The sequence below is a fragment of the Aeromonas sp. 603757 genome (genome assembly GCF_049171255.1).
In the GTDB taxonomy this organism is placed as follows: Bacteria; Pseudomonadota; Gammaproteobacteria; order Enterobacterales; family Aeromonadaceae; genus Aeromonas; species Aeromonas veronii_A.
This window is the reverse complement of the sequence record NZ_JAAKOE010000029.1, coordinates 17,416-38,132: the sequence shown is the minus strand read 5'-3', so window position 1 is coordinate 38,132 and position 20,717 is coordinate 17,416. Positions and strand designations below refer to the sequence as shown.

Here is a 20,717-nt window from a genome sequence, read left to right as displayed (position 1 = left end):
GAGCGGGAAACGAGACTCGAACTCGCGACCCCGACCTTGGCAAGGTCGTGCTCTACCAACTGAGCTATTCCCGCAACTACCTTAAAACAAGCCGTACAGCATTTGGTTGCTTGCGCTACTGTACGGGAGCCGAATTATAAGAGCAGTCCTTCCAATTGCAAGGGCTTTTTTGTCTGGTTGCGCGCGTTCGCTCAAAAGCTGGCCGAACTGTCGATTTTAGCAGCCAGCGCATGACAAACCCTTGCCGGGGAATCAGATCTTGAAGACGTGGCTGCGATAGAACTGCAGCTCGGCGATGGATTCGCGGATGTCGTCCAGCGCCTGGTGGGTGCCGCTCTTCTTGAACTGATCCAGCAACTCCGGCTGCCAGCGGCGTACCAGCTCCTTGATGGTGCTGACGTCGACGTTGCGGTAGTGGAAGAAGGCTTCCAGATCAGCCATGTGCTTGACCATGAAGCGGCGATCCTGACCGATGCTGTTGCCGCACAGCGGGCTGGTGCGCTCCGGCACCCACTGGCGAATGAACGCGAGGGTCTCGGCAACGGCTTTCGCCTCGTCATGCTGGCTCGCCTTGACCCGGGCCACCAGACCACTGTTGGTATGGGTGTTGACGTTCCACTCGTCCATCTTGGCCAGCTCTTCGTCGCTCTGGTGAATGGCGATGACCGGCCCTTCGGCCAGCACGTTCAGGTCCTTGTCGGTGACGATGGTGGCGATCTCCAGTACCACGTTCTCTTCGGGGTCGAGACCCGTCATCTCCATGTCGATCCATACCAGGTTCTGCGCGCTGACTGTCATGATTACTCTCTCTGTTGGGAGGAATGGCGGAATTTTGCCAATTTGCATGTATCATACTGGCTTTGGATCTGTTCATAAACTGGCGAATCGAGTGGCAAAGAAAGCAAAACTCAATCTGGGTCAACAAAGACGCGTCCAGGCCAACCGCGAGCGTCGGCTGCAAAAAGAGCACACCACAGAGGTGGATGACACCCTGTTTGGCCCGGCCATCGAAGGGGTGGTGATCAGCCGTTTCGGTCAACACGCGGACGTGGAAGCGAGCGATGGCACCATCCACCGCAGCAACCTGCGGCGCAGCAGCATCAGCAGTCTGGTCTGTGGCGACAAGGTGGTGTGGCGTCCCGGCCTCAATGCCGCGACAGCGGGCGTCATCGAGGCGGTGCATCCGCGCCACTCGGTACTGACCCGGCCGGACTTCTACGACGGGGTCAAACCCATCGCCGCCAACATCGACCAGATCATCATCGTCTCGGCGGTGATGCCCGAGTTCTCCACCAACATCGTCGACCGCTATCTGGTGGCCGCCGAGGATGTGGAGATCCGCCCCCTCATCGTGCTGAACAAGGTCGACATGCTCGATGATGCCGCCAGAGCGCGCATCGAGAGCCAGCTCGAAACCTATCGCAAACTCAATTACGAAGTGCTGCTGGTGAGCTGCGAGAGCGGCGAAGGGCTCGATGAGCTGAAAGCCGCACTGACCGACAAGATCAGCATCTTCGTCGGCCAGTCCGGGGTCGGCAAGTCGTCCCTCACCAATGCCCTGATGCCGGGGCTGGATGTGCTCACCGGCGAGATCTCCGAGAACTCGGGGCTCGGCCAGCACACCACCACCACGGCGCGGCTCTACCACTTCCCGAGCGGTGGCGATCTCATCGACTCCCCCGGGATCCGCGAGTTCGCCCTCTGGCATCTGGAGGCCGACCGCATCACCTGGTGCTTCGTCGAATTCCGCGACTATCTGGGTGGCTGCAAGTTCCGCGACTGTACCCACAAGGACGATCCCGGCTGTGCCCTGCGCGCCGCGGTCGACGCGGGCGCCATCAGCGCTGATCGCTTCCACAACTATCACCGCATCCTGGAAACCATGCAGGAAGCCCGTCACGGTCGCCAACAGGCGCGCCTGTGACCCTAATAAACCTACGTTGATGATGAACATGAGCATTACTGACAACCTGAAAATTGCCGGTCAATACTGTCTGCCCAAGCACGCCCTCTCCCGTCTGATCGGCAAATTTGCCGCTGCCGAAGCGGGCAACATCACCACCAAAGTGATCGAGGCTTTTATCAAGCAGTACAAGGTCGACATGAGCGAGGCGCTGCACGAGAGCCCGGCCCACTACAAGAGCTTCAACGAGTTCTTCACCCGCGAGCTCAAGCCCGGTATCCGCCCCGTGGTAGAAGATGCCATGACTCTGGCGCTGCCGGTGGATGGTACCGTCAGCCAGCTCGGCCCCATCCAGCAGGGTCGCATCATTCAGGCCAAGGGCCACGACTACAGCGCCCGCGAGCTGCTGGGCGGTTATGAGGATCTGGTGGCACCGTTCAAGGATGGCGACTTCGCCACCATCTACCTGGCGCCCAAGGATTATCACCGCATCCACATGCCGCTGGACGGCGTACTGGAGAGCATGGTGTTCGTGCCGGGGGATCTCTTCTCCGTCAACCCGCTCACCGCCGAGAACGTGCCCAACCTGTTTGCCCGCAACGAGCGGGTGGTCGCCACCTTCCGCACTCCGCACGGCCCCATGGCGCTGGTGCTGGTCGGTGCCACTATCGTGGCCAGCATCGAAACCATCTGGGCCGGCAACATTGCGCCGACCAAAGAGAAGAAGGTGGTGCGCTGGGACTACACCGGCGACGAGGCCATCACCCTGCAAAAAGGCGCCGAGATGGGCCTGTTCAAGCTGGGCAGCACCGTGGTCTGCCTGTTTGGCCCGGGCATGCTGGCCGGTTTCGAGTCCCATCTGGCCAACGGGGTCACCACCCGCATGGGTCAGCCCTTTGCCAAGCTGGCGGAGCAGGCATGAGCGAGCAACCGAACGCCTCGCAGAAGAACAACCCGCTGCACGGGCTGACGCTGGAAGCCATCGTCACCGCGCTGGTCGAACACTACGGCTGGGAAGAGCTGGGGCAGCAGATCAATATCCGCTGCTTCACCGATAATCCCAGCATCAAGTCCAGCCTGAAGTTCTTGCGCAAGACACCCTGGGCTCGGGAGAAGGTCGAAAGCCTCTACCTCTACGTCCAGCGCAAGCAAGCCAAATCGAAGAAGGAAGGGCAAGATGGCCTTTAAGATTACGTATACCTATAAAAAGCAGGCCAAAGAGATCGGCTACGCGAACGACAAGTTCCGCAGCATCTACGACGCCATCGCAGCTGCCGAAGGGCTGGATCTCACCAGTTTTCACACCATGGAGGCCCAGCTGGCTCAGGTTTGTCGCCGTGACAAGAAAAGCGTGAAGGATTACCAGGAGAACTACTTCAAAGAGTTGGGATTCTCCAACATCGTCATCGAACGGGATCTTCAGGAGTAACCATGCGCACTTTGACCCTGATGGCCGCCTCTCTGCTGCTGGCGGCATGCAGTACACCGGAACAACATCTGGTTGGCAGCGATCGCGACAGCCACGGCTGTATCGGCAGTGCGGGCTATCAGTGGTCAGCGCTGACGGGCAAATGTGTGCGCCTGTTTGAAGAGGGTATCCGGCTCAATCCAACCGATGCCAGCCAGACCAGCAGCGCCTTCGTGCTGTTCAATGCCGATCAGACGCAGGCCGAACTGCATCTGCCAAGCGGCGAGCTGCTTGCGCTGACCCGTCAGGGTGCGGAGGGCAACTGGTCGTGGCAGGGCAGCGGCTACACCCTCTTTATCTGGAAGGGTTATGTGCTCAAGCAAGGTGACAAGGCGCTCTATCACGGGGAATAACCCGAGCGCCTGATATCTTCACGATATCCACCAAATAAAATGCCGACCCTGGGGTCGGCATTTTTGTTTTTGCAAAAGCCTGTTATCAGGCGCGGCTGAGGTAATCGGCCTGCCCTACCCACTTGTAGCTGGTGAGCTCGGTCAACCCCATGGGGCCACGGGCATGCAGCATCTGGGTCGACACCGCCACTTCAGCCCCCAGCCCAAACTGGCCGCCATCGGTGAAGCGGGTCGAAGCGTTGACGTAGACAGCCGCCGAACCGGCCCCGTTGACGAAACGCTCGGCGTTGGCCAGATCGTTGGTGAGGATGGCATCGGAGTGGCCTGCGTTATGCTCGCGCATATGGGCCAGCGCCTCGTTCACATCCGCCACCAGCTTGACCCCCAGAGTCAATCCCAGCCACTCGGTATCGAAATCCTCCGGCCCCGCCTCGCACAGGTTGTCGGCGCCCGCCAGCAGCGTCATGGCGTTGGGCGCAGCCACCAGCGTCACCTTGCGCTCGTTCATCAGCGTCACCAGCTGCGGCAGGAAGGTGGCAGCCACCTTCTCGTGCACCAGCAGGGTATCGAGGGCATTGCAGGCGGAGGGGCGTTGCACCTTGGCGTTGTCGATAACCGCCAGAGAGCGCACCAGATCGGCACTCTCGTCGACGAAAATATGGCTGATACCGAACCCGCCGATGATGACCGGGATGGAGCTGTTCTCCTTGCACATCTTGTGCAGGCCGGCACCGCCACGGGGGATGATCATGTCCACATAGCGGTCGAGGCGCAGCAACTCGCCGACCAGCGCCCGATCCGGGTTGTCGATGTACTGCACCGCCGCCTCGGGCAGACCGGAGGCCGCCAAGGCATGCTGGATCACCCGCACCAGCTCCAGATTGGAGTGGAAGGTTTCGCGCCCGCCGCGCAGTATGCTGGCGTTGCCAGTCTTGAGGCAGAGGCTGGCGATGTCGATGGTGACGTTGGGGCGCGCCTCGTAGATGACGCCGATAACCCCGATGGGCACCCGACGACGGGAGAGGCGCAGGCCATTCTCCAGCACCCGGCTATCCATTTCGGCGCCGACCGGATCATCCAGCGTGATTACCTTGCGCACATCCGCCACGATACCGGCCAGCCGGGCCGGATTGAGCAGCAAGCGATCCAGCATCGCCTCTGACAAGCCCGCCTCACGGCCGGCGGCGATATCTTTCGCATTGGCGGCGAGGATCTGCTCACTGCGCGCCTCCAGCTCGTCGGCGATGGCGGCCAGCGCCCGATTCTTCTGCGCCGTGCTGACGGTAGCCAGCTGATAGGCGGCTTCTCGGGCCGCCTGCCCCATTTTCTCCAGACTCATCTCATTTCCCTTTGTTCATGCCGTGCCACCCTGATTAGAGCAGCACCATGTCGTCTCGATGGATGGCCACAGAGCCGTAGCCATAGCCCAATACCTGTTCAATCTGATCCGAGTGGACGCCGCGCAGCTTATCCAGCTCCAGATGGTCGTAACGGCAGATGCCGCGGGCCAGCTCGGCGCCCTTGGGATCAAGAATGCGCACCACATCGCCCCGAATAAAGTCGCCCTTGACCGCGACGATCCCCTTGGGCAGCAGGCTGGAGCCTTTATCCTTCATGGCGGCCACTGCGCCCTGATCCACATGCACTTCGCCGTGAGGAGGTGGGCCTGCCAGGATCCAGCTCTTGCGCCCTTCCAGCGGGGACGCCAGCGCGGGGAACAGGGTACCAATACGCTCACCCTTGGCGAGACGGCCGATCACCTCCGGCATCTGGCCGGTCGCGATCACCACGTTGACACCAGCTCGACGCGCCACATCGGCGGCCTGCAGCTTGGTAGCCATGCCGCCGGTGCCGAGGCCGCTGACACTGTCACCCGCCAGCGAGCGCAGGGTATCGTCGATGGTCTGCACCTCTTCAATAAGCTGGGCATCGGGATTGGTACGCGGATCGGCGGTAAACAGCCCCTTCTGATCTGTCAGCAGGATCAGCAGATCCGCATCCGCCAGAATGGCGGCCCGTGCGGAGAGGTTGTCGTTGTCGCCGACCTTGATCTCGGCGGTCGCCACCGCATCGTTTTCGTTGATGACCGGAATAATGCGGTGATCGAGCAGAGTGCGCAGGGTGTCGCGGGCGTTGAGGTAGCGCTCCCGATCTTCCAGATCGGCGCGGGTCAGCAGCATCTGGCCGATATGCAGACCGTAGAGGTTGAACAGATCCTGCCATACCCGAATAAGCTGGGTCTGACCAACCGCCGCCAGCATCTGCTTGTTGGGCAGGGTTGGCGCCAGTGGCGGGTGACCCAGATGTTCACGCCCGGCGGCGATAGCCCCTGATGTGACGACCACGACCCTGTGGCCGTGACGGTGCAAGGCCGCACACTGTCTGACCAGCTCGACCATATGGGCACGATTGAGCTGGGAAGACCCCCCTGTGAGCACGCTGGTGCCCAACTTGACGACTATGGTTCTGTTTTCCATGGGAGCATAAAGGCTAAAAAATAAGGAATATCTTTATACCCACGGCCATGGGGCCCTGCAAGGCAATTCCATAAAGGGTGATGAAAGGATGGGGCAAGAGTCTCCCTGCGAGCTCGTCACAACCTCTCGCAGGGCATCAGAGGCTCAGGCAGCCGTTACACTCAACTCGTTGGTCACCTGTTCGGCAGGCACTAGGTGACACTCGAGCGAGGCCAGTTTGTCACTGATCAATTTGTAGAAACGGTTGAGGGTCCGTTCCACCTCGACCTGGTGCTTCTTGGGGATCGGCTTGTCGAGCCACTCGCCATCGGCATTGTACAATCCGAACTGGTAATGGTAGCGGAACAGATGATCCTCCTGCTCCAGCACCAGCCACCAACCCCAGAACTCCCGCTTGTCTGGCGCCGGTTTGGCACTGACACAAACGGAAAGACTGTCGAAACGGTAACGCCCCTCTTCACAGAGATCCTCACGCAAATAGGGGCCAATGGCAGCAAACTGTCTCAGCAGTCGCTTGTAGGTCACTCTTTCAGACATGTTAACCTCCCTGTTAAACAAGCCGCGCCACCTCGGGATGGCGTCAGTCCTTCAGCGCATCAGATACATAGATGCTGTTTCAGCCACTCGACGATTTCGTCCAGCGCCTTGTCATACACCTCAAGCAAGGGCTGCTTGTCGAAGACGATGGCCTTGCCGTTACGACTGGCCGCCGCCAATGCCCGTACATCCTGCTCGGGACAGATGAAATCTCGTTTGTGTCCAATACTCAATATCGGCACAGAGGTGCGAGTCCCCAGTAATCCCTGCGTTTTCAGTGAAAATACCTGACACTTGGTACGCATGGTATCCCAATGAGCCGCATCAGCGCCCAACCGGTTGGCCAGGCTGTCCCGCATCATGCGCGGGCACTTGGCAAACAACTCCTGATTGGTAAACACCTGATTGACCCCGGCCCCGACACAGACCACGGTTTTGAGCTTGAATGGCTCGATAAAGGCCAGACGTGCCGCCACATTGCCTGCCAATCGCATACCGACCATAGCGATACGCTGATGATCGACCCAGGCCACTTCGGAGAGATAGTGCAGCACAGCCTGATGAAGGCGGCTGGTATCCTGTACCAATGGCCAATGCTCGGCATAGCCGATGCCCGGCATGTCGAGGGAGAGCATACCGATGCCGTTGGGCTCGAGTCGCTTGAGATAGAAGTTGAGGAAATCGAGCTGCAGAGAGTCGATCCCCCCGCTGATGATCACCAGAGGCACCGGTTTGTCGGTGGTCGGCAGGTGGAGATAACCCTGAATATGCTTGCCGCGAAAGGGCACCTGGATCTCTTTGAGCGGCACCTTGAACAACCGGCCCGCCTCGCGATAGGCCATATTGCCAAGCAGCTGGGCCTGATCCGCCAGTTCATCATCCTTGAGATGGGGGTAGCTGGCGATGGAATAGTAGCGCACCGCCTTGAGCAGCTGTTTCAAGGCGCCAGCTGCATCCCCCTGCTCACGCAGTTCGCGCCCAAGCTTGAAGTAGTTACCAGCCACCTGGCTCCACTCATAGATCCAGTTGCCAGGCACATAGCCCTTGATGGTATCGAGATAGCAGTCATGGGTGCGTTCACCGGTCGCTATGGCGATGCGGGCCAGAGTCTGCTCAACCTCGACCGGGTCGGCCCCCTGCCAGGCCCAGGAGGGGCGGCGCAGCAGGCGATACCAGCTCTTTGACATGGAGCCGTCGATAAACATCTCGTCTGACTCTGCTTCGGCAATGTCCGCCGGGCTGGAGTTGGAGATCTCGGAAGTTTCCAGCACCTTCTTGACCCGGGTAAACAGCTTTTCGGTCAGATTGAGGTCGTCGTTCAAGTCCAAGATTGTGTCCTATTCATATCAGGCAATAGCTCATCTTAACCACTTTTACTGCCCATCAGCCACCCTGCAACAGATTGATACACAAAAAAACAGGGCTCCATCAAGGAGCCCTGTGAAACCATTCTTGCCGCGTGCGGCCAATTGACGCTCTGAACGTCACATCCCGATCCCGTTACTTTTCGTCGCAGATCGGTGTGGCGAACTCCAGCGCCATATCCCACGGCTGTTCAATCCAGGTATCCTGCGGGATTGCCACTTCGAAATCGTCCAGCAGCGCTTCGCCCATCGGCTTGGCGAAGATCGCGATGAACTTGGCTTTCGGGTAGAGCTCGCGGATCGCCTTGGCGGTAGTGCCGGTGTCTACCAGATCTTCCACCACCAGCCAGCCTTCGCCGTCACCGGCGGTGGTGGCAGCTTTAACGACTACCAACTCGCGCTGGCTGTCGTGGTCATAGCTGGAGATGCAGAGGGTTTCCACATTACGAATGCCAAGTTCACGGGCCATCAGGGCTGCGGGCACCAGACCACCACGGCTGACCGCGATGATACCTTTCCACTGGCTGACAGGCAGCTGGCGACGGGCCAGACGGCGAGCTTCACGTTGCAGGTTGTCCCACGACACATAGAACTTTTTCGGCATGTTATCGATCTCGAATAGTTATTTAAAAACAATCACTTAAAATAACAACATCCGCAATTCTCCCTGCGGATGCCAGTAAATGGCGGCCCTTGCCCGACTGAATTCAGATTGCACTTCGGCTGCCTCAGGGCTAAGCCTCGGCAGCAAATCTGATAACAATGGAAGCAAGATGGGCTTATCCGGCGATCGGTTAGATGATGTGTCCAAACCGCGGACAGGCTGTTGGGCCGATATGATAGCACCGTTTGCAGAGAAAATGCCTGGCAAACGTATGCCAAAAACAGGAAAAATCGGCATCACCCTCTCCATTCGGCCCATCTCGAGCGCCAAACGAATAACCTGCCGTCCCTACTACCGAGCCCAAATGGGACTGTGCGGCAAATCGCAGATAAAAAAATAGCAGGGGGAGGGTTTACCTCACGCACCTGCTGCTTTCTCGCCTCTGCCTGGTTGGGCAGCTCGTCTTAGCGACGAGTGACGAAGGGGTTAGGGTAGCTGAAACCCTGGGTATACAAAGAGGGGGCAAACCAATAGGTTGAGTTGCTGCCTGGCATATTGAAACTCCTGATTGCTTAACAAGTTACGTACCTTTAATGCGGGCTCAAATCCTTGAACGAACACTCGGTTCCATGGAGGCGCACTTGCTTTGCTTCGGTTCCCTGGAGGCTTTCATCGTCATCCTGACGGGTGGCGAACCACGGGAGCTAATTTACCAGTCGGTGCATTAAATTCAATATTTTTGTGAGATCGGTCACACATTTTCTTTTCTATCGGTCAGCGTCGTCCGAACCTGACGATCGTACTGCCTGGTTGCCATCAGCCAGCACAAGCTGCCTGCGATTTGCGCTGATTGCTCACATTTTTGTGTGATTGACTGTATTATCGTTATCCTCTTCCCCGGCCCGCTGATGGGGCCCTGTTAATTCCGTGCTGGTAAGGAGTCCCGACGTGGCACAGCTTAGCTCTCTCTCTCCCAAACTGATTTGGCATTTCTTCGAACAGATCTGCTCCATTCCCCACCCTTCCAAACATGAAGCCAAACTGAGCGCCTGGATCATCCAATGGGCTCAAGGGGAAGGTCTGGCGGTCAAGCAGGACAAGGTCGGCAACATCATCATCAAGAAACCGGCCACCCCGGGGATGGAAAACCGCAAAGCCGTGGTACTGCAGGCCCACATCGACATGGTGCCGCAGGCCAACGCCGACACCAAACACGACTTCGCGACCGATCCCATCGATGCCTATGTAGATGGCGAGTGGGTCACGGCCCGTGGCACCACTCTGGGTGCCGACAACGGCATAGGCATGGCCGGTTGCCTGGCAGTGCTGGCTGACAAGACCATCAAACACGGTCCGCTGGAAGTGCTGCTGACCACCGACGAAGAGACCGGCATGACCGGCGCATTCGGTCTGGAAGCGGGCTGGCTGGAGGGCGAAATTCTGCTCAACACCGACTCCGAAGAGGATGGCGAAGTCTATATGGGCTGCGCTGGCGGTGTGGATGCCAATATCCGCTTCCAGCTCGAGCTGGTTGACGCCAGCGAAGGCGAAGCGTTCGAGCTGGCCGTGAAAGGGCTGCGTGGCGGCCACTCCGGTTGCGATATCCATCGCGGCCGTGGCAACGCTAACAAGCTGCTGGTACGTCTGCTCAAAGCAGCCGAGCCGCTGGGTGTTCGTCTGGCCGAGATCCACGGCGGCACTCTGCGCAACGCCATCCCGCGCGAAGCCCGTGCCACCCTGCTGGTGCCCGCTGCCAGCGTGAACGAGTTCAAGGCGCTGGTTGACCGCTACACCGGGATCTACCAGACCGAACTGGCCGCCACCGAGCCGAACCTGACCGTGCTGGTCAACAACGCCGCCAAACCGGCCAAGCTGATGAGCGTCTCCCTGCAGCAGCGCCTGCTGGATGCCCTGATGGCCTGCCCGAACGGCGTGATGCGCATGAGCGATGCCATGCCCGGCGTGACCGAAACCTCGACCAACCTGGGGGTCATCAAGACTCAGGATGGCGAAGTGTACGTCCAGTGCCTGATCCGCTCCCTGATTGACTCCGGTCGCGAGAGCATCGAGCAGATGACCCGCTCCCTGTTCACCCTGGCGGGTGCCAGCTGCGAATTCACCGGAGCCTATCCTGGTTGGGCGCCAAACGTGGACTCCCCCGTCATGGCGCTGGTACGCAACAGCTACCAGACTCTGTTTGGCACTATGCCCAACGTGATGGTGATCCACGCCGGTCTCGAGTGCGGTCTGTTCAAGAGCGCCTATCCGGAGTGGGACATGGTCTCCTTCGGCCCGACCATCCGCGGGGCCCACTCCCCTGACGAGAAGGTGCATATCCCGGCGGTCGAGCGTTTCTGGCAACTGCTGGTGCACGTGCTGGAAGCGATTCCGGCCAAATAACCCGGCCTACGCCACACGGCAAAACAAAGCCCCGCACTGCTGCGGGGCTTTTTATTGTCTGTTCCAGCCTGACTTTGGCGCTTAACGGATACCGCGCGCCTCGCGGATCCACTCCCAGGCTTGCTGGATCTCCTGGGTCTTTTCCTTGGCCATCTCCATCATCTCCGGCGGCAGCCCTTTGGCGGCCAGCTTGTCCGGGTGATGCTTGCTCATCTCCTTGCGGTAAGCACGCTTGATATCCTGATCGCTGTCGCTCTCGCTTACCCCCAGCAGCTGGTAGGCATTCTTGAGGCGATCCGCAGAAGGCGGCTCCTGCCGATACTGCTGACCACCGGAATGGCCACTCTGATACTGGCCATGGGCCTGATTGAAGAAGTTCATCTGTGCCTCGGCCATCGCCAGAATGCGGGCCAGCTCGATGCGACTGAAACCCAGCTCGTCGGCGATGGTGTGAAGAATGGCGCGCTCGCCCTCCTCTACCCGCCCGTCGGCAAAGGCCGCCTGCAACTGCACTTCGAGGAAGAAGCGCAGAATGTCGCGCTGCCCCAGACTGGCACGGCGGAACTCGGCCAGGGTCTCGCGCAGCGGGAAGTCAGCCTCCTTACCGAGACGAAACGACTCCTGCGCCCGGGCACGCTGTTCGCCCGCCAGCCGCATACGATCCATCAGGTTGGAGGCAACCCGGATCTCCTGTTCGGTCACCTGACCGCTTGACTTGGCGATGTGACCCATCACCGAGAAGGTGGCGTGGAAGAAGACGGCTTGCTGCGCCTGACTCGGGCCGCGACGAAACGCCCCCTGCAGCCCCATGCCACGGTCGAAACGGTGGCCTATCCACAGGCCAATCAGGGCGCCGATAATATTGCCGAGCAGAAAACCGAAGAAGGCGCCCAGCACCTTACCCCAAATACGCATGGTTCAAGACCTCTTGAAGTTAATGAGTGCGGGCCTGGAGCTGGTCATCCAGCTCGCGCAGTCGATCGACCGTGCCGATATCGCGCCACTCGCCAGCGAGCAGGCTGCCGCCCACCCGCCCTTGCGCCATCCAGTCACGGAGCAGGGGCGCCAGCTTGCGGGCACCGCCCGCGAGACCGGCAAAGGCCGCCGGATCATATAGTCCGACCCCACTGAAGGTAAACGCTGGCGTATCCATAACTCGCCCTTCTTGCAAGGCAAAGTCCCCGGCGGGGTGCTGGGGCGGATTGGGCACCAGCCAGAGGTGGGCCAGATCATCGCCAAGGGGCTGGCTGACCAGAGTGTGATAATCGAGATCGAGCCAGGTATCGCCGTTGATCACCAAAAAAGGTTCAGAGCCCAGTAGCGGCAGCGCCTGCACAATGCCGCCCGCGGTCTCCAGCGCGCTCTCCTCGGCTGACCAGTGGATGGTCACGCCAAGCGCACTGCCATCACCAAGGCTCTCGACCAGCTTGTGGCCGAGCCAGGCGTGGTTAATGACCAGCTCGGTCACGCCAGCTGACTTCAACTTTTCGATATGGTGGACGATAAGCGGCTTGCCCCCCACCGCCAGCAGCGGCTTGGGCAGCAGGTCAGTCAGCGGGCGCATCCGCTCGCCACGGCCAGCGGCCAGGATCATCGCCTTCATGGTTTTACCCCTGCATTGGCGACCCCCGGCAACACCACCTGCTCCAACCACTGACCAAAACGGGCCAGTACCGGATAGGCACCACCATGAGTGCGACAGACATCCACCACGTAGCCGAGGGTACGGGGAATATCCTTGAGATAGCCGGACTTGCCGTCGCGATGATAGAGCCGGGTAAAGATTCCGGCCGCTTTGAGGTGGCGCTGCATGCCGGTCAGATCGGCATCGCGACGGAAACTGGCATAATCGAGCTCGCCAAGCAGACCCGCCTGTTGCAGGGTGGCAAAGCCGTGGCGCATCCCTTCATCGATCACCTCGTCCGGCCAGCGCACGTAGCAATCTTTCAGCAAGGAGACCAGATCATAAGTGAGCGGCCCGATGACCATGTCCTGAAAATCGATGATGGCCAGCCGGCTGCTCTCGGGGGTATCACCGCCACATACCATCAGGTTGCGACTGTGGAAATCCCGATGCATCACCCCCTGCGGCTGGGCCAGATTGCAGGCGGTGAGGCAAGCGAAGGTCTCGTCCAGCAGTTGCTGCTCTTCATGGCTCAGGCTCAGTTGCAGATGATGGCCGAGCAGCCACTCGGGGAAAATGCTGTTCTCCCGCGCCATAAATGCCGCATCGAAGGGTTCAAGCGCCAGTTCAACCGCCCCCAGGCGGGGCAGCAAATCAATCGCCTTGCCATACCAGGCCAGTACGTTGTGTTCGTTCAGGCAGCTGATCAGCTGAGTATCGCCCAGGTCACTCACCGCCAGCAGACCCTGTTCGTAGTCCACCGCCTTGACCTCTGGCGCCAACAGCTGACGCGCCTGCAAGGCGGCCGCGTTACGAACAAACTCATGATTTTTTTCGGTTTTCGGATTGGCATCCACCCAAACCAGACCACCACCGCGATAGTAGCGACGGAAGCTGGCATCACCGGAAATGAGGGTCAACTGAAGATTAGCATCACCGGAAATACGGCGTGCCCACTGCAATAGCAGGGAATCGCGATCGTGCATAAGTAGAGGACCAAGGTGGAAAGCAGCACTTGGCTGTTAGCCCTGGCCGCAATAATGCTTTATCATTGCCGGCTAACATAAAGCAATGACATGCAATGTCAACTCGATGAAACCTGTCGTAAAATGCATGCCTTGGATCAACCGTATCTATCACGGATTGCACGAGTCTTTCACATGACCAAATGGACACTGGGGTACCGCTATCCCATCGCCCTGACTATCAGCCTGGCCCCCGCACTCACCCCTATGATGGTGCAGGCGGCCCCGTTCGAAGCGCCGCCAGCCACCGGCATTCTCGATAGTCTCTGCTATGACTATGTTCCCAAGATAGAGAAGCCTTCATCGGATCAGGATGCCAACGCGCAGCCGGTCGAGGTTGATGCTGACCGTCTCGAGGCCAAACAGGGCGGCACCGCCGTCTATGAAGGCGACGTCAAGGTTCGTCAGGGTGTTCGCAAGTTTGACTCCGATTATGCACAGCTCGATCAGAAGAGCCGGGATGTCATCGCCATCGGCAACATCTATTACAACGACGGTCAGGTGACCGTCACCAGCGACAAGACCCTCAAATCCAACCTGGATACCAAAAACTCCGAGCTGGAGGAGGGCAAGTATCAGGTGCATGGCTCACCGGTGCGCGGCTTTGCCAAACGCGTGGTGATGACCAACAACAACCAGAACATCACCATGGAGGGAGCCCAGTACACTACCTGCCCCCCCGGTCAGGAAGTGTGGACCCTCAAGGCGGGCAGCATCGACATCGACCAGAAAGAGGTGTTCGGCGAAGCCTGGAACGCCAGCCTCTGGCTCTATGACTACCCGGTGTTCTACTTCCCCTATATAAACTTCCCCATCAAGGATGAACGGAAGACAGGTCTGCTCTACCCGGGTTACAAACAGAGTTCCGGCAACGGCATGGAGATCACCCAGCCCTTCTACTGGAACATTGCCCCCAACTACGATGCCACCATCACCTCCCGCTTTATGGACAAACGCGGCCTGATGGAACAGGTAGAGTTTCGCTACATGCCGGACCCAGCCCATACCGGTACCCTCTATTTTGAAAGCCTCAGGGATGACAAGCAGTATGATGCTGGCAACCCGAGCTTTACCAACCCGTCGACAGGGACTCCGTACCTCTCAGATGGTCATCGTTACCTGATGAATATTCGTCACGGATCCACCCTGATGGATGGCTCCCTGCGTTTAGGCATCGACTACACCCAGGTACGGGACAAGGATTACAACTACTTCAACGACTTCAGCCCGCAAGTGGGCACCCAGGTCGACAGCCAGTTGCAGCAATCCTTTACCGCCGGTTACTACCAGCAGAACTGGAACCTCACCTCCGAGGTGCGTCGCTATCAGATCCTGAGTCCCTACGCGCTGCTGCCCCACGAGATGCTGCCACGCATCAACTACAACTACTTCCAGCAGGGGAAATGGTTCGATCTGGCCTGGAACAGCGAGCTGACCAAGTTTGGCTATGACAGCGGCAGCGCCACTGCCCAGCAGGCCGGTGAGCGTTATACCGCTACCCGTCTGCATCTGGCTCCCACCCTGACCATCCCCCTGGTCGATGCGCCGGGTTACTACCTTATAAGCCAGTACAAACTGATGTTTACCTCCTACAACCAGGAGATCCCCAAAGACCTGATTAGCCAGGATCGCAGTAAATTTACAGACGCAGATAGCCAGCAGCTGACCCTGAAAGACGGCACCATTACCCGCACCTTGCCGTCCTTCCGCCTCAAGGGGGGCGTCAACTTCGATCGTCCGGTAGACTGGTATGATGGCAAGGGCACCCAGACCCTGGAGCCTGAGTTCCAGTACCTCTATATCCCTTACAAGAATCAGGACGAAATAGGGATTTACGACTCCACCACTACCCGTCAGGACTACTACAGCCTGTTCAGCGATCGCCGCTACGCCGGTCTCGACCGCATCAGCGATGCCAACCGGGTCACCGTTGGCCTGACCAGCCGGGTCTATGACGATGTGGGGGATGAGCGGTTACGTCTGGCGGTAGCCCAGGCCTTCGAGATGACACCTCCCAAGGTGCGCCTCTACCCGTCCGATCAGGAAAACACCAACGCCCGCTCCCTGCTCTCGTTCGAGGGGGATGCCCGGATCACCGATGAGTGGTTCGCCCATGCCGGCACCCAGTACGATACCTCCGAGGGGGAATTTACTGCCGGCAACGGTGCAGTCGAATACCGGACCGGCAAGCTGACCACCCAGGTCAACTACCGCTATATCCAGGACGGCAACCGGGACTATCGCTACCCGAGCAATCCTGCTCTGGCCGAAGACCTCAGCCAGGCTGGTCTGGTGATGATGGCGCCGATCGCCGATCAGTGGCAGATGTATGGCGGTTACTATCGCGATATCAAGCAGGATGTGAACATTGACCGCAAGATCGGTGTCAAATACGACTCCTGCTGCTGGAGCATCAACATGAGCCTGGAGTGGCACAACCAGCCGGACAACATCACTCTGAAGCCCACTTCGGAAAAAGTCATTGGTCTGCAGTTTGAAATGAAGGGACTTGGCAGCGTGGGTACCGGTGGCCGCAGTGTCACCCTGGATACCGAGCTGTTGCCCTATGTTCGCCCGTTTAATCTGAAAGACCAGCAATGATGCTGGTCCAGCCTTGAGAGATGGATATGAAAAAGACCCTGATTGCCCTGCTGACCGCGGGAATGTTCGGCGCCATGAGCCAGGCCGCACTGGCTGCGCCCGAGCTGATGGACAAAGTGCTGGCCGTGGTCAACAAGGACGTAGTGCTGTCCAGTCAACAGGACGCACTGGTCAACAAGGTAAAACTCTCCGCCCAGGAGAGCGGCCAGTCTCTGCCTGACGATGCCACTCTGCGCAAACAGGCACTCGACCGTCTGATCCAGGAGAGCCTGCAGCTGCAACTGGCGGATCGCCAGGGGCTGAAGATCAGTGATACCCAGCTGGAACAGGCTATTCAGGGCATCGCCGCCGACAACAAGATGACCCTGGATCAGCTGCGCGCCCAGCTCGCCCGTGAAGGGATGACCTATGCCCAGTATCGGGAAGAGGTTCGCCGCGAGATCCTGATGAACGAGGTGCGCCGCAATCAGGTGCGCCGCCGTATCAACATCTCCGAGCAGGAGGTGAAGCAGGTGGTGGAGATCCTGAAGAAACAGGGTCAACAGCAGAACGAATACCACGTCGGCCATATCCAGATTGCCCTGCCGGACAACCCCACCGCCGCCCAGCTGGATGCCGCCAAGAGCAAGATCGAGCGCATTCTGGCCGCCCTCAAGCAGGGTGCCGACTTCCGCAAACTGGCCATTGCCGAGAGTAACGGCCCCAAGGCGCTGGAAGGGGGTGACTGGGGCTGGATGAGCCCGCAAGAGATGCCGACCCTGATGGCCGAAGCGGTACAGGGTACCAAGAAGGGCGATATCGTGGGCCCGCTGCGCTCCGGCGCCGGTCTGCACATCGTCAAGGTGTTCGACACCAAGGGTCAGCAGCAAGTGATGCAGACCGAGGTGAAGGCCCGTCACATCCTGATCAAGCCCTCCATCATCCTGAGCGAAGAGAAAGCCAAGGGGATGCTGGACGGCATTCTGCACGACATCAAGAGCGGCAAGGCAAGCTTCGCCAGCATGGCGGAGAAGTATTCCGAAGATCCGGGCTCTGCGGTGCAGGGTGGCGAACTGGGCTGGTCTGATCCCAACGTCTATGTACCAGAGTTTCGCGACATGGTTAACCGACTGCAACCAGGCCAGATCAGCGCCCCCTTCCGCACCAGCCACGGCTGGCACATCGTCCAAGTGGAAGATCGTCGCAGCCAGGATGCCACTGACAAGGCTCTGGAACAGCGTGCCTATCAGCTGATCTACAATCGCCGCTTCGTGGAAGAGTCCCAGGCCTGGTTGGACGAGCTGCGTGATGAGGCTTACATCCGTGTCGAAGGATCTGCGAGCTGATGAGCTGCCGTCGCCTTGCCGTTACCCCGGGCGAACCGGCCGGGATCGGCCCGGATCTGGTGCTGCAGATTGCCCAGCAGGATTGGCCCCACCAGTTGGTGGTGATCGCCGATCCGGCGCTGCTGCGCGAGCGGGCAACCCTGCAGGGGCTCAGCATCGAGCTTGAGCCCTATGACGCAACCGCCCCTGCTCATCCGCAGCGGGCGGGCACCCTGACCGTCTGTCCGGTCACCCTCGGCGCCCCCGTGGTGCCGGGCGAGCTGAACGAAGGCAATGGCGCCTATGTGCTAGCGACCCTGCAGCGTGCCTGCGATGGCAACATGAGCGGCGAATTTGCCGCCGTGGTGACCGGGCCGGTGCACAAGGGGATCATCAACCAGGCCGGGGTCTCGTTCAGCGGCCACACCGAGTTCTTTGCCCAACAATCCAACACTGCCGATGTGGTAATGATGCTGGCAACCGAGGGGCTGCGGGTCGCACTGGCGACTACCCATATTCCGCTGGCCTATGTAGCGATGGCCATCACCGAAGATCGCCTCGGCAAGGTGATCCGGATCCTCAACGAGGATCTCGCCACCAAGTTTGGTATCGCCAAACCCCGTATTTACGTCTGCGGCCTCAACCCCCACGCCGGGGAAGGTGGCCATCTCGGACGTGAAGAGATTGACGTGATCGAACCCGCCCTGGTCACCCTGCGCCAGGAAGGGATCGATCTGGTCGGCCCATTGCCGGCCGACACCCTGTTCCAGGAGAAATACCTCAAGGATGCGGATGCGGTACTCGCCATGTACCACGACCAGGGGCTGCCTGTGCTCAAATACAAGGGCTTCGGCAGTTCGGTCAATATCACCCTGGGGCTTCCCTTCATCCGCACTTCGGTGGATCACGGCACCGCGCTGGATCTGGCAGGCAAGGGCCTGGCCGATCCGGGCAGCCTTGTCACCGCGATTAACCACGCCATCAAGATGGTAGAGAAAAAAAGATATGAGCAGTAAGGTGCACATGGGCCACACGGCCCGTAAGCGTTTCGGTCAGAACTTCTTGCACGACCGGTATGTGATCGATCAGATCGTCGCCGCCATCAACCCGCAGCCGGGTCAGAATCTGGTGGAGATCGGTCCGGGTCTGGCCGCGCTGACCGAGCCAGTCGCCGCCCAGATGGACAAAATGACCGTGGTCGAGCTTGACCGGGACCTGGCAGCTCGCCTGCGCGAGCACCCGACCCTCAAAGACAAGTTGACCGTCATCGAAGCGGACGCCATGCGTTTCGACTTCGGCACCCTGATGGGTGAAGGCAAGGGGCCGCTGCGCATCTTCGGCAACCTGCCCTACAACATCTCCACCCCGCTCATCTTCCACCTGTGCGAGTTCGCTGATCGGGTAGAGGACATGCACTTCATGCTGCAAAAGGAAGTGGTGTTGCGTCTGGCCGCAGGCCCGGGCAGCAAGGCTTATGGCCGCCTGAGCGTGATGACCCAGTACTACTGCCAGGTGGTGCCGGTACTGGAAGTGGGCCCGGGCGCCTTCAAACCGGCGCCAAAGGTGGACTCGGCCGTAGTTCGCCTGATCCCGCACAAGAATCCGACCATAGTCGCGAAAGACATTCGCTGTCTGAATCGCGTCTGTACCGAGGGCTTTGGCCAGCGTCGCAAGACCATCCGCAACAGCTTCTCCAACTTCATCACCGACGCCCAGCTGACCGAGCTTGGTATCGATGGCAACCTGCGCCCGGAGAATCTCTCCCTCGAGCAGTTTGTCATGATCGCCAACTGGCTGGCGGATCAGCAACAGGCCTGATCCTGTGGCACTCCCGCACATCGAGATCCGCCCATACCCCGTGTATGTGGCGGGATCCAAAGACCCTTACCAGTTTCACTATCTGATCGAGATTGAGAATCTGGGGCCCGGCCCAGTGCAACTGCTGCACCGGCGCTGGCTCATCACCGATGCCAATGGCAAGATGCTGGAAGTGGCAGGCCCGGGCGTGGTCGGGGAGCAACCCGTCATTGCCGAAGGGGAAACCTACCGCTACCAGAGCGGCGTGCCGCTGGCGACCCCGCTCGGGGTGATGGAAGGGAGCTATACCCTGCAAGATGGCTCTGGTCAGCAGTTCGAGGCGCCCATCGCCCCCTTCACGCTGGCCATCCCCAATATTATCAACTGAGGTTTCATGGCGAACTGTTTTGTCGGTGACATCCAGGGCTGTTACGACGACTTGCGCCGTCTGCTGGATCTTGCCGCGTTCGATCCCGACCAAGACGTGCTCTGGCTCTGCGGCGATCTGGTCGCCCGCGGCCCGGACTCCCTCAATACCCTGCGTTTTGTCAAAGGGCTGGGCAACCGCGCCGTCACCGTGCTCGGCAACCACGACCTGCACCTGCTGGCGGTCGCCAATGGCGTTGCCCCACTCAAGAAGAAGGACAAGCTGCAGAGCCTGATGGATGCGCCGGATCGGGATGAACTGCTGGAGTGGCTGCGCCACCGCCCGCTGCTGGCGGAGCATCCGGATCTGCCCATCATGATGGTGCATGCCGGTATCTCCCCCGCATGGGATGCCCGCACCGCCCGCAACTGTGCCCGCGAGGTAGAGAGCCTGTTGCGCGGCGATCAGTACCAGTGGCTGCTGCACAACATGTATGGCGACCAACCCGATGGCTGGAAAGATGATCTGGTCGGGATCGACCGCTACCGCTACATCATCAACACCTTCACCCGGATGCGCTTCTGCTACTTCGATGGCCGGCTCGACTTCAAATGCAAGAAGGGGCCCAAGGAGTCGACCCCGGGGCTGCGCCCCTGGTTCGAGCAGCGTGAACACCATGTGGATGACCCCATTCTGGTGTTCGGCCACTGGGCAGCCCTGATGGGCAACACCGGAAAAAGCGATATCAAGGGTCTGGATACCGGCTGCGTCTGGGGCAACAGCCTCACCCTGTGGCGCTACGAGGATGATGCTCTGATCGCCACCCCCTGCCCGGTTCACGCCAGCTAGGGAGTACGCAGCAATCAGGCGGTCGCAGTTGCACCGATTGCCAA

21 protein-coding genes and 1 tRNA gene are annotated in these 20,717 nt (G+C 59.6%); 12 read left to right on the top strand and 10 right to left on the bottom strand.

Annotated features, from left to right (window positions below; genetic code table 11):
* Position 1 precedes the first annotated feature (1 nt).
* Both G5332_RS19795 and orn read right to left on the bottom strand, forming a co-directional pair.
* Positions 2–74: transfer RNA gene (locus tag G5332_RS19795), tRNA-Gly, on the bottom strand.
* Between the two features lie 178 nt (positions 75–252).
* Entirely contained in the window at positions 253–798 is a 546-nt protein-coding gene (orn, locus tag G5332_RS19790; protein WP_216980192.1) for an oligoribonuclease, read from the bottom strand.
* 91 nt (positions 799–889) lie between these two features.
* Between orn and rsgA the strand changes: the two genes are divergently transcribed.
* Genes rsgA through G5332_RS19765 form a run of 5 tightly spaced genes read left to right on the top strand, consistent with a single transcriptional unit; the run spans position 890 to position 3,724 of the window.
* The gene (gene rsgA, locus G5332_RS19785; RefSeq protein ID WP_204356927.1) at positions 890–1,924 is read left to right on the top strand and encodes a small ribosomal subunit biogenesis GTPase RsgA; all 1,035 of its coding nucleotides are present in this window, start codon (positions 890–892) and stop codon (positions 1,922–1,924) included.
* Positions 1,925–1,952: 28 nt separating this feature from the next.
* Positions 1,953–2,825 carry an archaetidylserine decarboxylase gene (gene asd / locus G5332_RS19780; protein WP_421259609.1) on the top strand — a complete coding sequence of 291 codons (873 nt, stop codon included), beginning with the start codon at positions 1,953–1,955 and terminating at the stop codon, positions 2,823–2,825.
* Complete coding sequence (locus G5332_RS19775; protein ID WP_005349372.1) at positions 2,822–3,091, top strand: VF530 family DNA-binding protein; 270 nt, start codon at positions 2,822–2,824, stop codon at positions 3,089–3,091. The genes asd and G5332_RS19775 overlap by 4 nt, the downstream gene beginning before the upstream one ends.
* A complete protein-coding gene (locus G5332_RS19770; RefSeq protein WP_257687197.1) occupies positions 3,081–3,332 on the top strand; it encodes a DUF2960 domain-containing protein in 252 nt (83 codons plus the stop codon). The genes G5332_RS19775 and G5332_RS19770 overlap by 11 nt, the downstream gene beginning before the upstream one ends.
* Before the next feature lie 2 nt (positions 3,333–3,334).
* Positions 3,335–3,724: a hypothetical protein gene (locus G5332_RS19765; protein ID WP_421293435.1), complete on the top strand. Its 390-nt coding sequence runs from the start codon at positions 3,335–3,337 to the stop codon at positions 3,722–3,724.
* Between the two features lie 85 nt (positions 3,725–3,809).
* Here G5332_RS19765 and G5332_RS19760 read toward each other — a convergent pair whose 3' ends face one another.
* The 5 genes from G5332_RS19760 to gpt all read right to left on the bottom strand — a co-directional run bounded on the left by G5332_RS19760 (position 3,810) and on the right by gpt (position 8,706).
* Positions 3,810–5,063, bottom strand: coding sequence for a glutamate-5-semialdehyde dehydrogenase (locus tag G5332_RS19760; RefSeq protein WP_100646699.1), 1,254 nt, complete (start codon positions 5,061–5,063; stop codon positions 3,810–3,812).
* Positions 5,064–5,097: 34 nt separating this feature from the next.
* Positions 5,098–6,201, bottom strand: coding sequence for a glutamate 5-kinase (gene proB / locus G5332_RS19755; RefSeq protein ID WP_216952945.1), 1,104 nt, complete (start codon positions 6,199–6,201; stop codon positions 5,098–5,100).
* A 144-nt stretch (positions 6,202–6,345) separates the two neighbouring features.
* Positions 6,346–6,738, bottom strand: a complete 393-nt coding sequence (gene crl, locus G5332_RS19750) for a sigma factor-binding protein Crl (protein WP_421172860.1) — start codon at positions 6,736–6,738, stop codon at positions 6,346–6,348.
* Positions 6,739–6,797: 59 nt separating this feature from the next.
* Positions 6,798–8,066, bottom strand: a complete 1,269-nt coding sequence (gene frsA, locus G5332_RS19745) for an esterase FrsA (RefSeq protein ID WP_227342000.1) — start codon at positions 8,064–8,066, stop codon at positions 6,798–6,800.
* Between the two features lie 172 nt (positions 8,067–8,238).
* Positions 8,239–8,706, bottom strand: a complete 468-nt coding sequence (gene gpt, locus G5332_RS19740) for a xanthine phosphoribosyltransferase (RefSeq protein ID WP_005339007.1) — start codon at positions 8,704–8,706, stop codon at positions 8,239–8,241.
* Between the two features lie 948 nt (positions 8,707–9,654).
* Between gpt and G5332_RS19735 the strand changes: the two genes are divergently transcribed.
* On the top strand, positions 9,655–11,106 hold the full coding sequence (locus G5332_RS19735) for an aminoacyl-histidine dipeptidase (RefSeq protein ID WP_216952942.1): 1,452 nt from the start codon (positions 9,655–9,657) through the stop codon (positions 11,104–11,106).
* A gap of 81 nt (positions 11,107–11,187) precedes the next feature.
* Here the strand turns inward: G5332_RS19735 and djlA are convergent, their stop codons facing one another.
* Genes djlA through G5332_RS19720 form a run of 3 tightly spaced genes read right to left on the bottom strand, consistent with a single transcriptional unit; the run spans position 11,188 to position 13,716 of the window.
* On the bottom strand, positions 11,188–12,021 hold the full coding sequence (gene djlA, locus G5332_RS19730; protein WP_216952941.1) for a co-chaperone DjlA: 834 nt from the start codon (positions 12,019–12,021) through the stop codon (positions 11,188–11,190).
* Positions 12,022–12,040: 19 nt separating this feature from the next.
* The gene (murU, locus tag G5332_RS19725; protein ID WP_216952940.1) at positions 12,041–12,709 is read right to left on the bottom strand and encodes an N-acetylmuramate alpha-1-phosphate uridylyltransferase MurU; all 669 of its coding nucleotides are present in this window, start codon (positions 12,707–12,709) and stop codon (positions 12,041–12,043) included.
* Entirely contained in the window at positions 12,706–13,716 is a 1,011-nt protein-coding gene (locus tag G5332_RS19720; protein ID WP_216952939.1) for an aminoglycoside phosphotransferase family protein, read from the bottom strand. Before G5332_RS19720 ends, murU begins: the two co-directional genes overlap by 4 nt.
* 174 nt (positions 13,717–13,890) lie before the next feature.
* Here G5332_RS19720 and lptD point away from each other — a divergent pair, with 174 nt between their 5' ends.
* From lptD to G5332_RS19690, 6 genes are read left to right on the top strand one after another with little or no spacing between them, the layout of a single operon-like run.
* Positions 13,891–16,356: an LPS assembly protein LptD gene (gene lptD, locus G5332_RS19715; protein WP_421311569.1), complete on the top strand. Its 2,466-nt coding sequence runs from the start codon at positions 13,891–13,893 to the stop codon at positions 16,354–16,356.
* Positions 16,357–16,382: 26 nt separating this feature from the next.
* A complete protein-coding gene (gene surA, locus G5332_RS19710) occupies positions 16,383–17,681 on the top strand; it encodes a peptidylprolyl isomerase SurA (RefSeq protein WP_216952937.1) in 1,299 nt (432 codons plus the stop codon).
* Positions 17,681–18,676, top strand: coding sequence for a 4-hydroxythreonine-4-phosphate dehydrogenase PdxA (gene pdxA / locus G5332_RS19705; protein WP_227341997.1), 996 nt, complete (start codon positions 17,681–17,683; stop codon positions 18,674–18,676). The genes surA and pdxA overlap by 1 nt, the downstream gene beginning before the upstream one ends.
* Positions 18,666–19,478 carry a 16S rRNA (adenine(1518)-N(6)/adenine(1519)-N(6))-dimethyltransferase RsmA gene (gene rsmA, locus G5332_RS19700; protein ID WP_005339016.1) on the top strand — a complete coding sequence of 271 codons (813 nt, stop codon included), beginning with the start codon at positions 18,666–18,668 and terminating at the stop codon, positions 19,476–19,478. The genes pdxA and rsmA overlap by 11 nt, the downstream gene beginning before the upstream one ends.
* A 4-nt stretch (positions 19,479–19,482) precedes the next feature.
* Positions 19,483–19,845, top strand: coding sequence for a Co2+/Mg2+ efflux protein ApaG (apaG, locus tag G5332_RS19695; protein ID WP_031227971.1), 363 nt, complete (start codon positions 19,483–19,485; stop codon positions 19,843–19,845).
* 6 nt (positions 19,846–19,851) lie between these two features.
* Positions 19,852–20,673 carry a symmetrical bis(5'-nucleosyl)-tetraphosphatase gene (locus G5332_RS19690; RefSeq protein ID WP_201987516.1) on the top strand — a complete coding sequence of 274 codons (822 nt, stop codon included), beginning with the start codon at positions 19,852–19,854 and terminating at the stop codon, positions 20,671–20,673.
* Positions 20,674–20,717 lie beyond the last annotated feature (44 nt).

What these genes read in the sequence shown, in the direction of transcription:
- orn (WP_216980192.1), bottom strand. Translation starts at nt 798, where the DNA reads ATGACAGTCAGCGCGCAGAACCTGGTATGGATCGACATGGAGATGACG.
- asd (WP_421259609.1), top strand. Translation starts at nt 1,953, where the DNA reads ATGAGCATTACTGACAACCTGAAAATTGCCGGTCAATACTGTCTGCCC.
- G5332_RS19775 (WP_005349372.1), top strand. Translation starts at nt 2,822, where the DNA reads ATGAGCGAGCAACCGAACGCCTCGCAGAAGAACAACCCGCTGCACGGG.
- G5332_RS19770 (WP_257687197.1), top strand. Translation starts at nt 3,081, where the DNA reads ATGGCCTTTAAGATTACGTATACCTATAAAAAGCAGGCCAAAGAGATC.
- G5332_RS19765 (WP_421293435.1), top strand. Translation starts at nt 3,335, where the DNA reads ATGCGCACTTTGACCCTGATGGCCGCCTCTCTGCTGCTGGCGGCATGC.
- G5332_RS19760 (WP_100646699.1), bottom strand. Translation starts at nt 5,063, where the DNA reads ATGAGTCTGGAGAAAATGGGGCAGGCGGCCCGAGAAGCCGCCTATCAG.
- proB (WP_216952945.1), bottom strand. Translation starts at nt 6,201, where the DNA reads ATGGAAAACAGAACCATAGTCGTCAAGTTGGGCACCAGCGTGCTCACA.
- crl (WP_421172860.1), bottom strand. Translation starts at nt 6,738, where the DNA reads ATGTCTGAAAGAGTGACCTACAAGCGACTGCTGAGACAGTTTGCTGCC.
- gpt (WP_005339007.1), bottom strand. Translation starts at nt 8,706, where the DNA reads ATGCCGAAAAAGTTCTATGTGTCGTGGGACAACCTGCAACGTGAAGCT.
- djlA (WP_216952941.1), bottom strand. Translation starts at nt 12,021, where the DNA reads ATGCGTATTTGGGGTAAGGTGCTGGGCGCCTTCTTCGGTTTTCTGCTC.
- murU (WP_216952940.1), bottom strand. Translation starts at nt 12,709, where the DNA reads ATGAAGGCGATGATCCTGGCCGCTGGCCGTGGCGAGCGGATGCGCCCG.
- G5332_RS19720 (WP_216952939.1), bottom strand. Translation starts at nt 13,716, where the DNA reads ATGCACGATCGCGATTCCCTGCTATTGCAGTGGGCACGCCGTATTTCC.
- lptD (WP_421311569.1), top strand. Translation starts at nt 13,891, where the DNA reads ATGACCAAATGGACACTGGGGTACCGCTATCCCATCGCCCTGACTATC.
- surA (WP_216952937.1), top strand. Translation starts at nt 16,383, where the DNA reads ATGAAAAAGACCCTGATTGCCCTGCTGACCGCGGGAATGTTCGGCGCC.
- pdxA (WP_227341997.1), top strand. Translation starts at nt 17,681, where the DNA reads ATGAGCTGCCGTCGCCTTGCCGTTACCCCGGGCGAACCGGCCGGGATC.
- rsmA (WP_005339016.1), top strand. Translation starts at nt 18,666, where the DNA reads ATGAGCAGTAAGGTGCACATGGGCCACACGGCCCGTAAGCGTTTCGGT.
- G5332_RS19690 (WP_201987516.1), top strand. Translation starts at nt 19,852, where the DNA reads ATGGCGAACTGTTTTGTCGGTGACATCCAGGGCTGTTACGACGACTTG.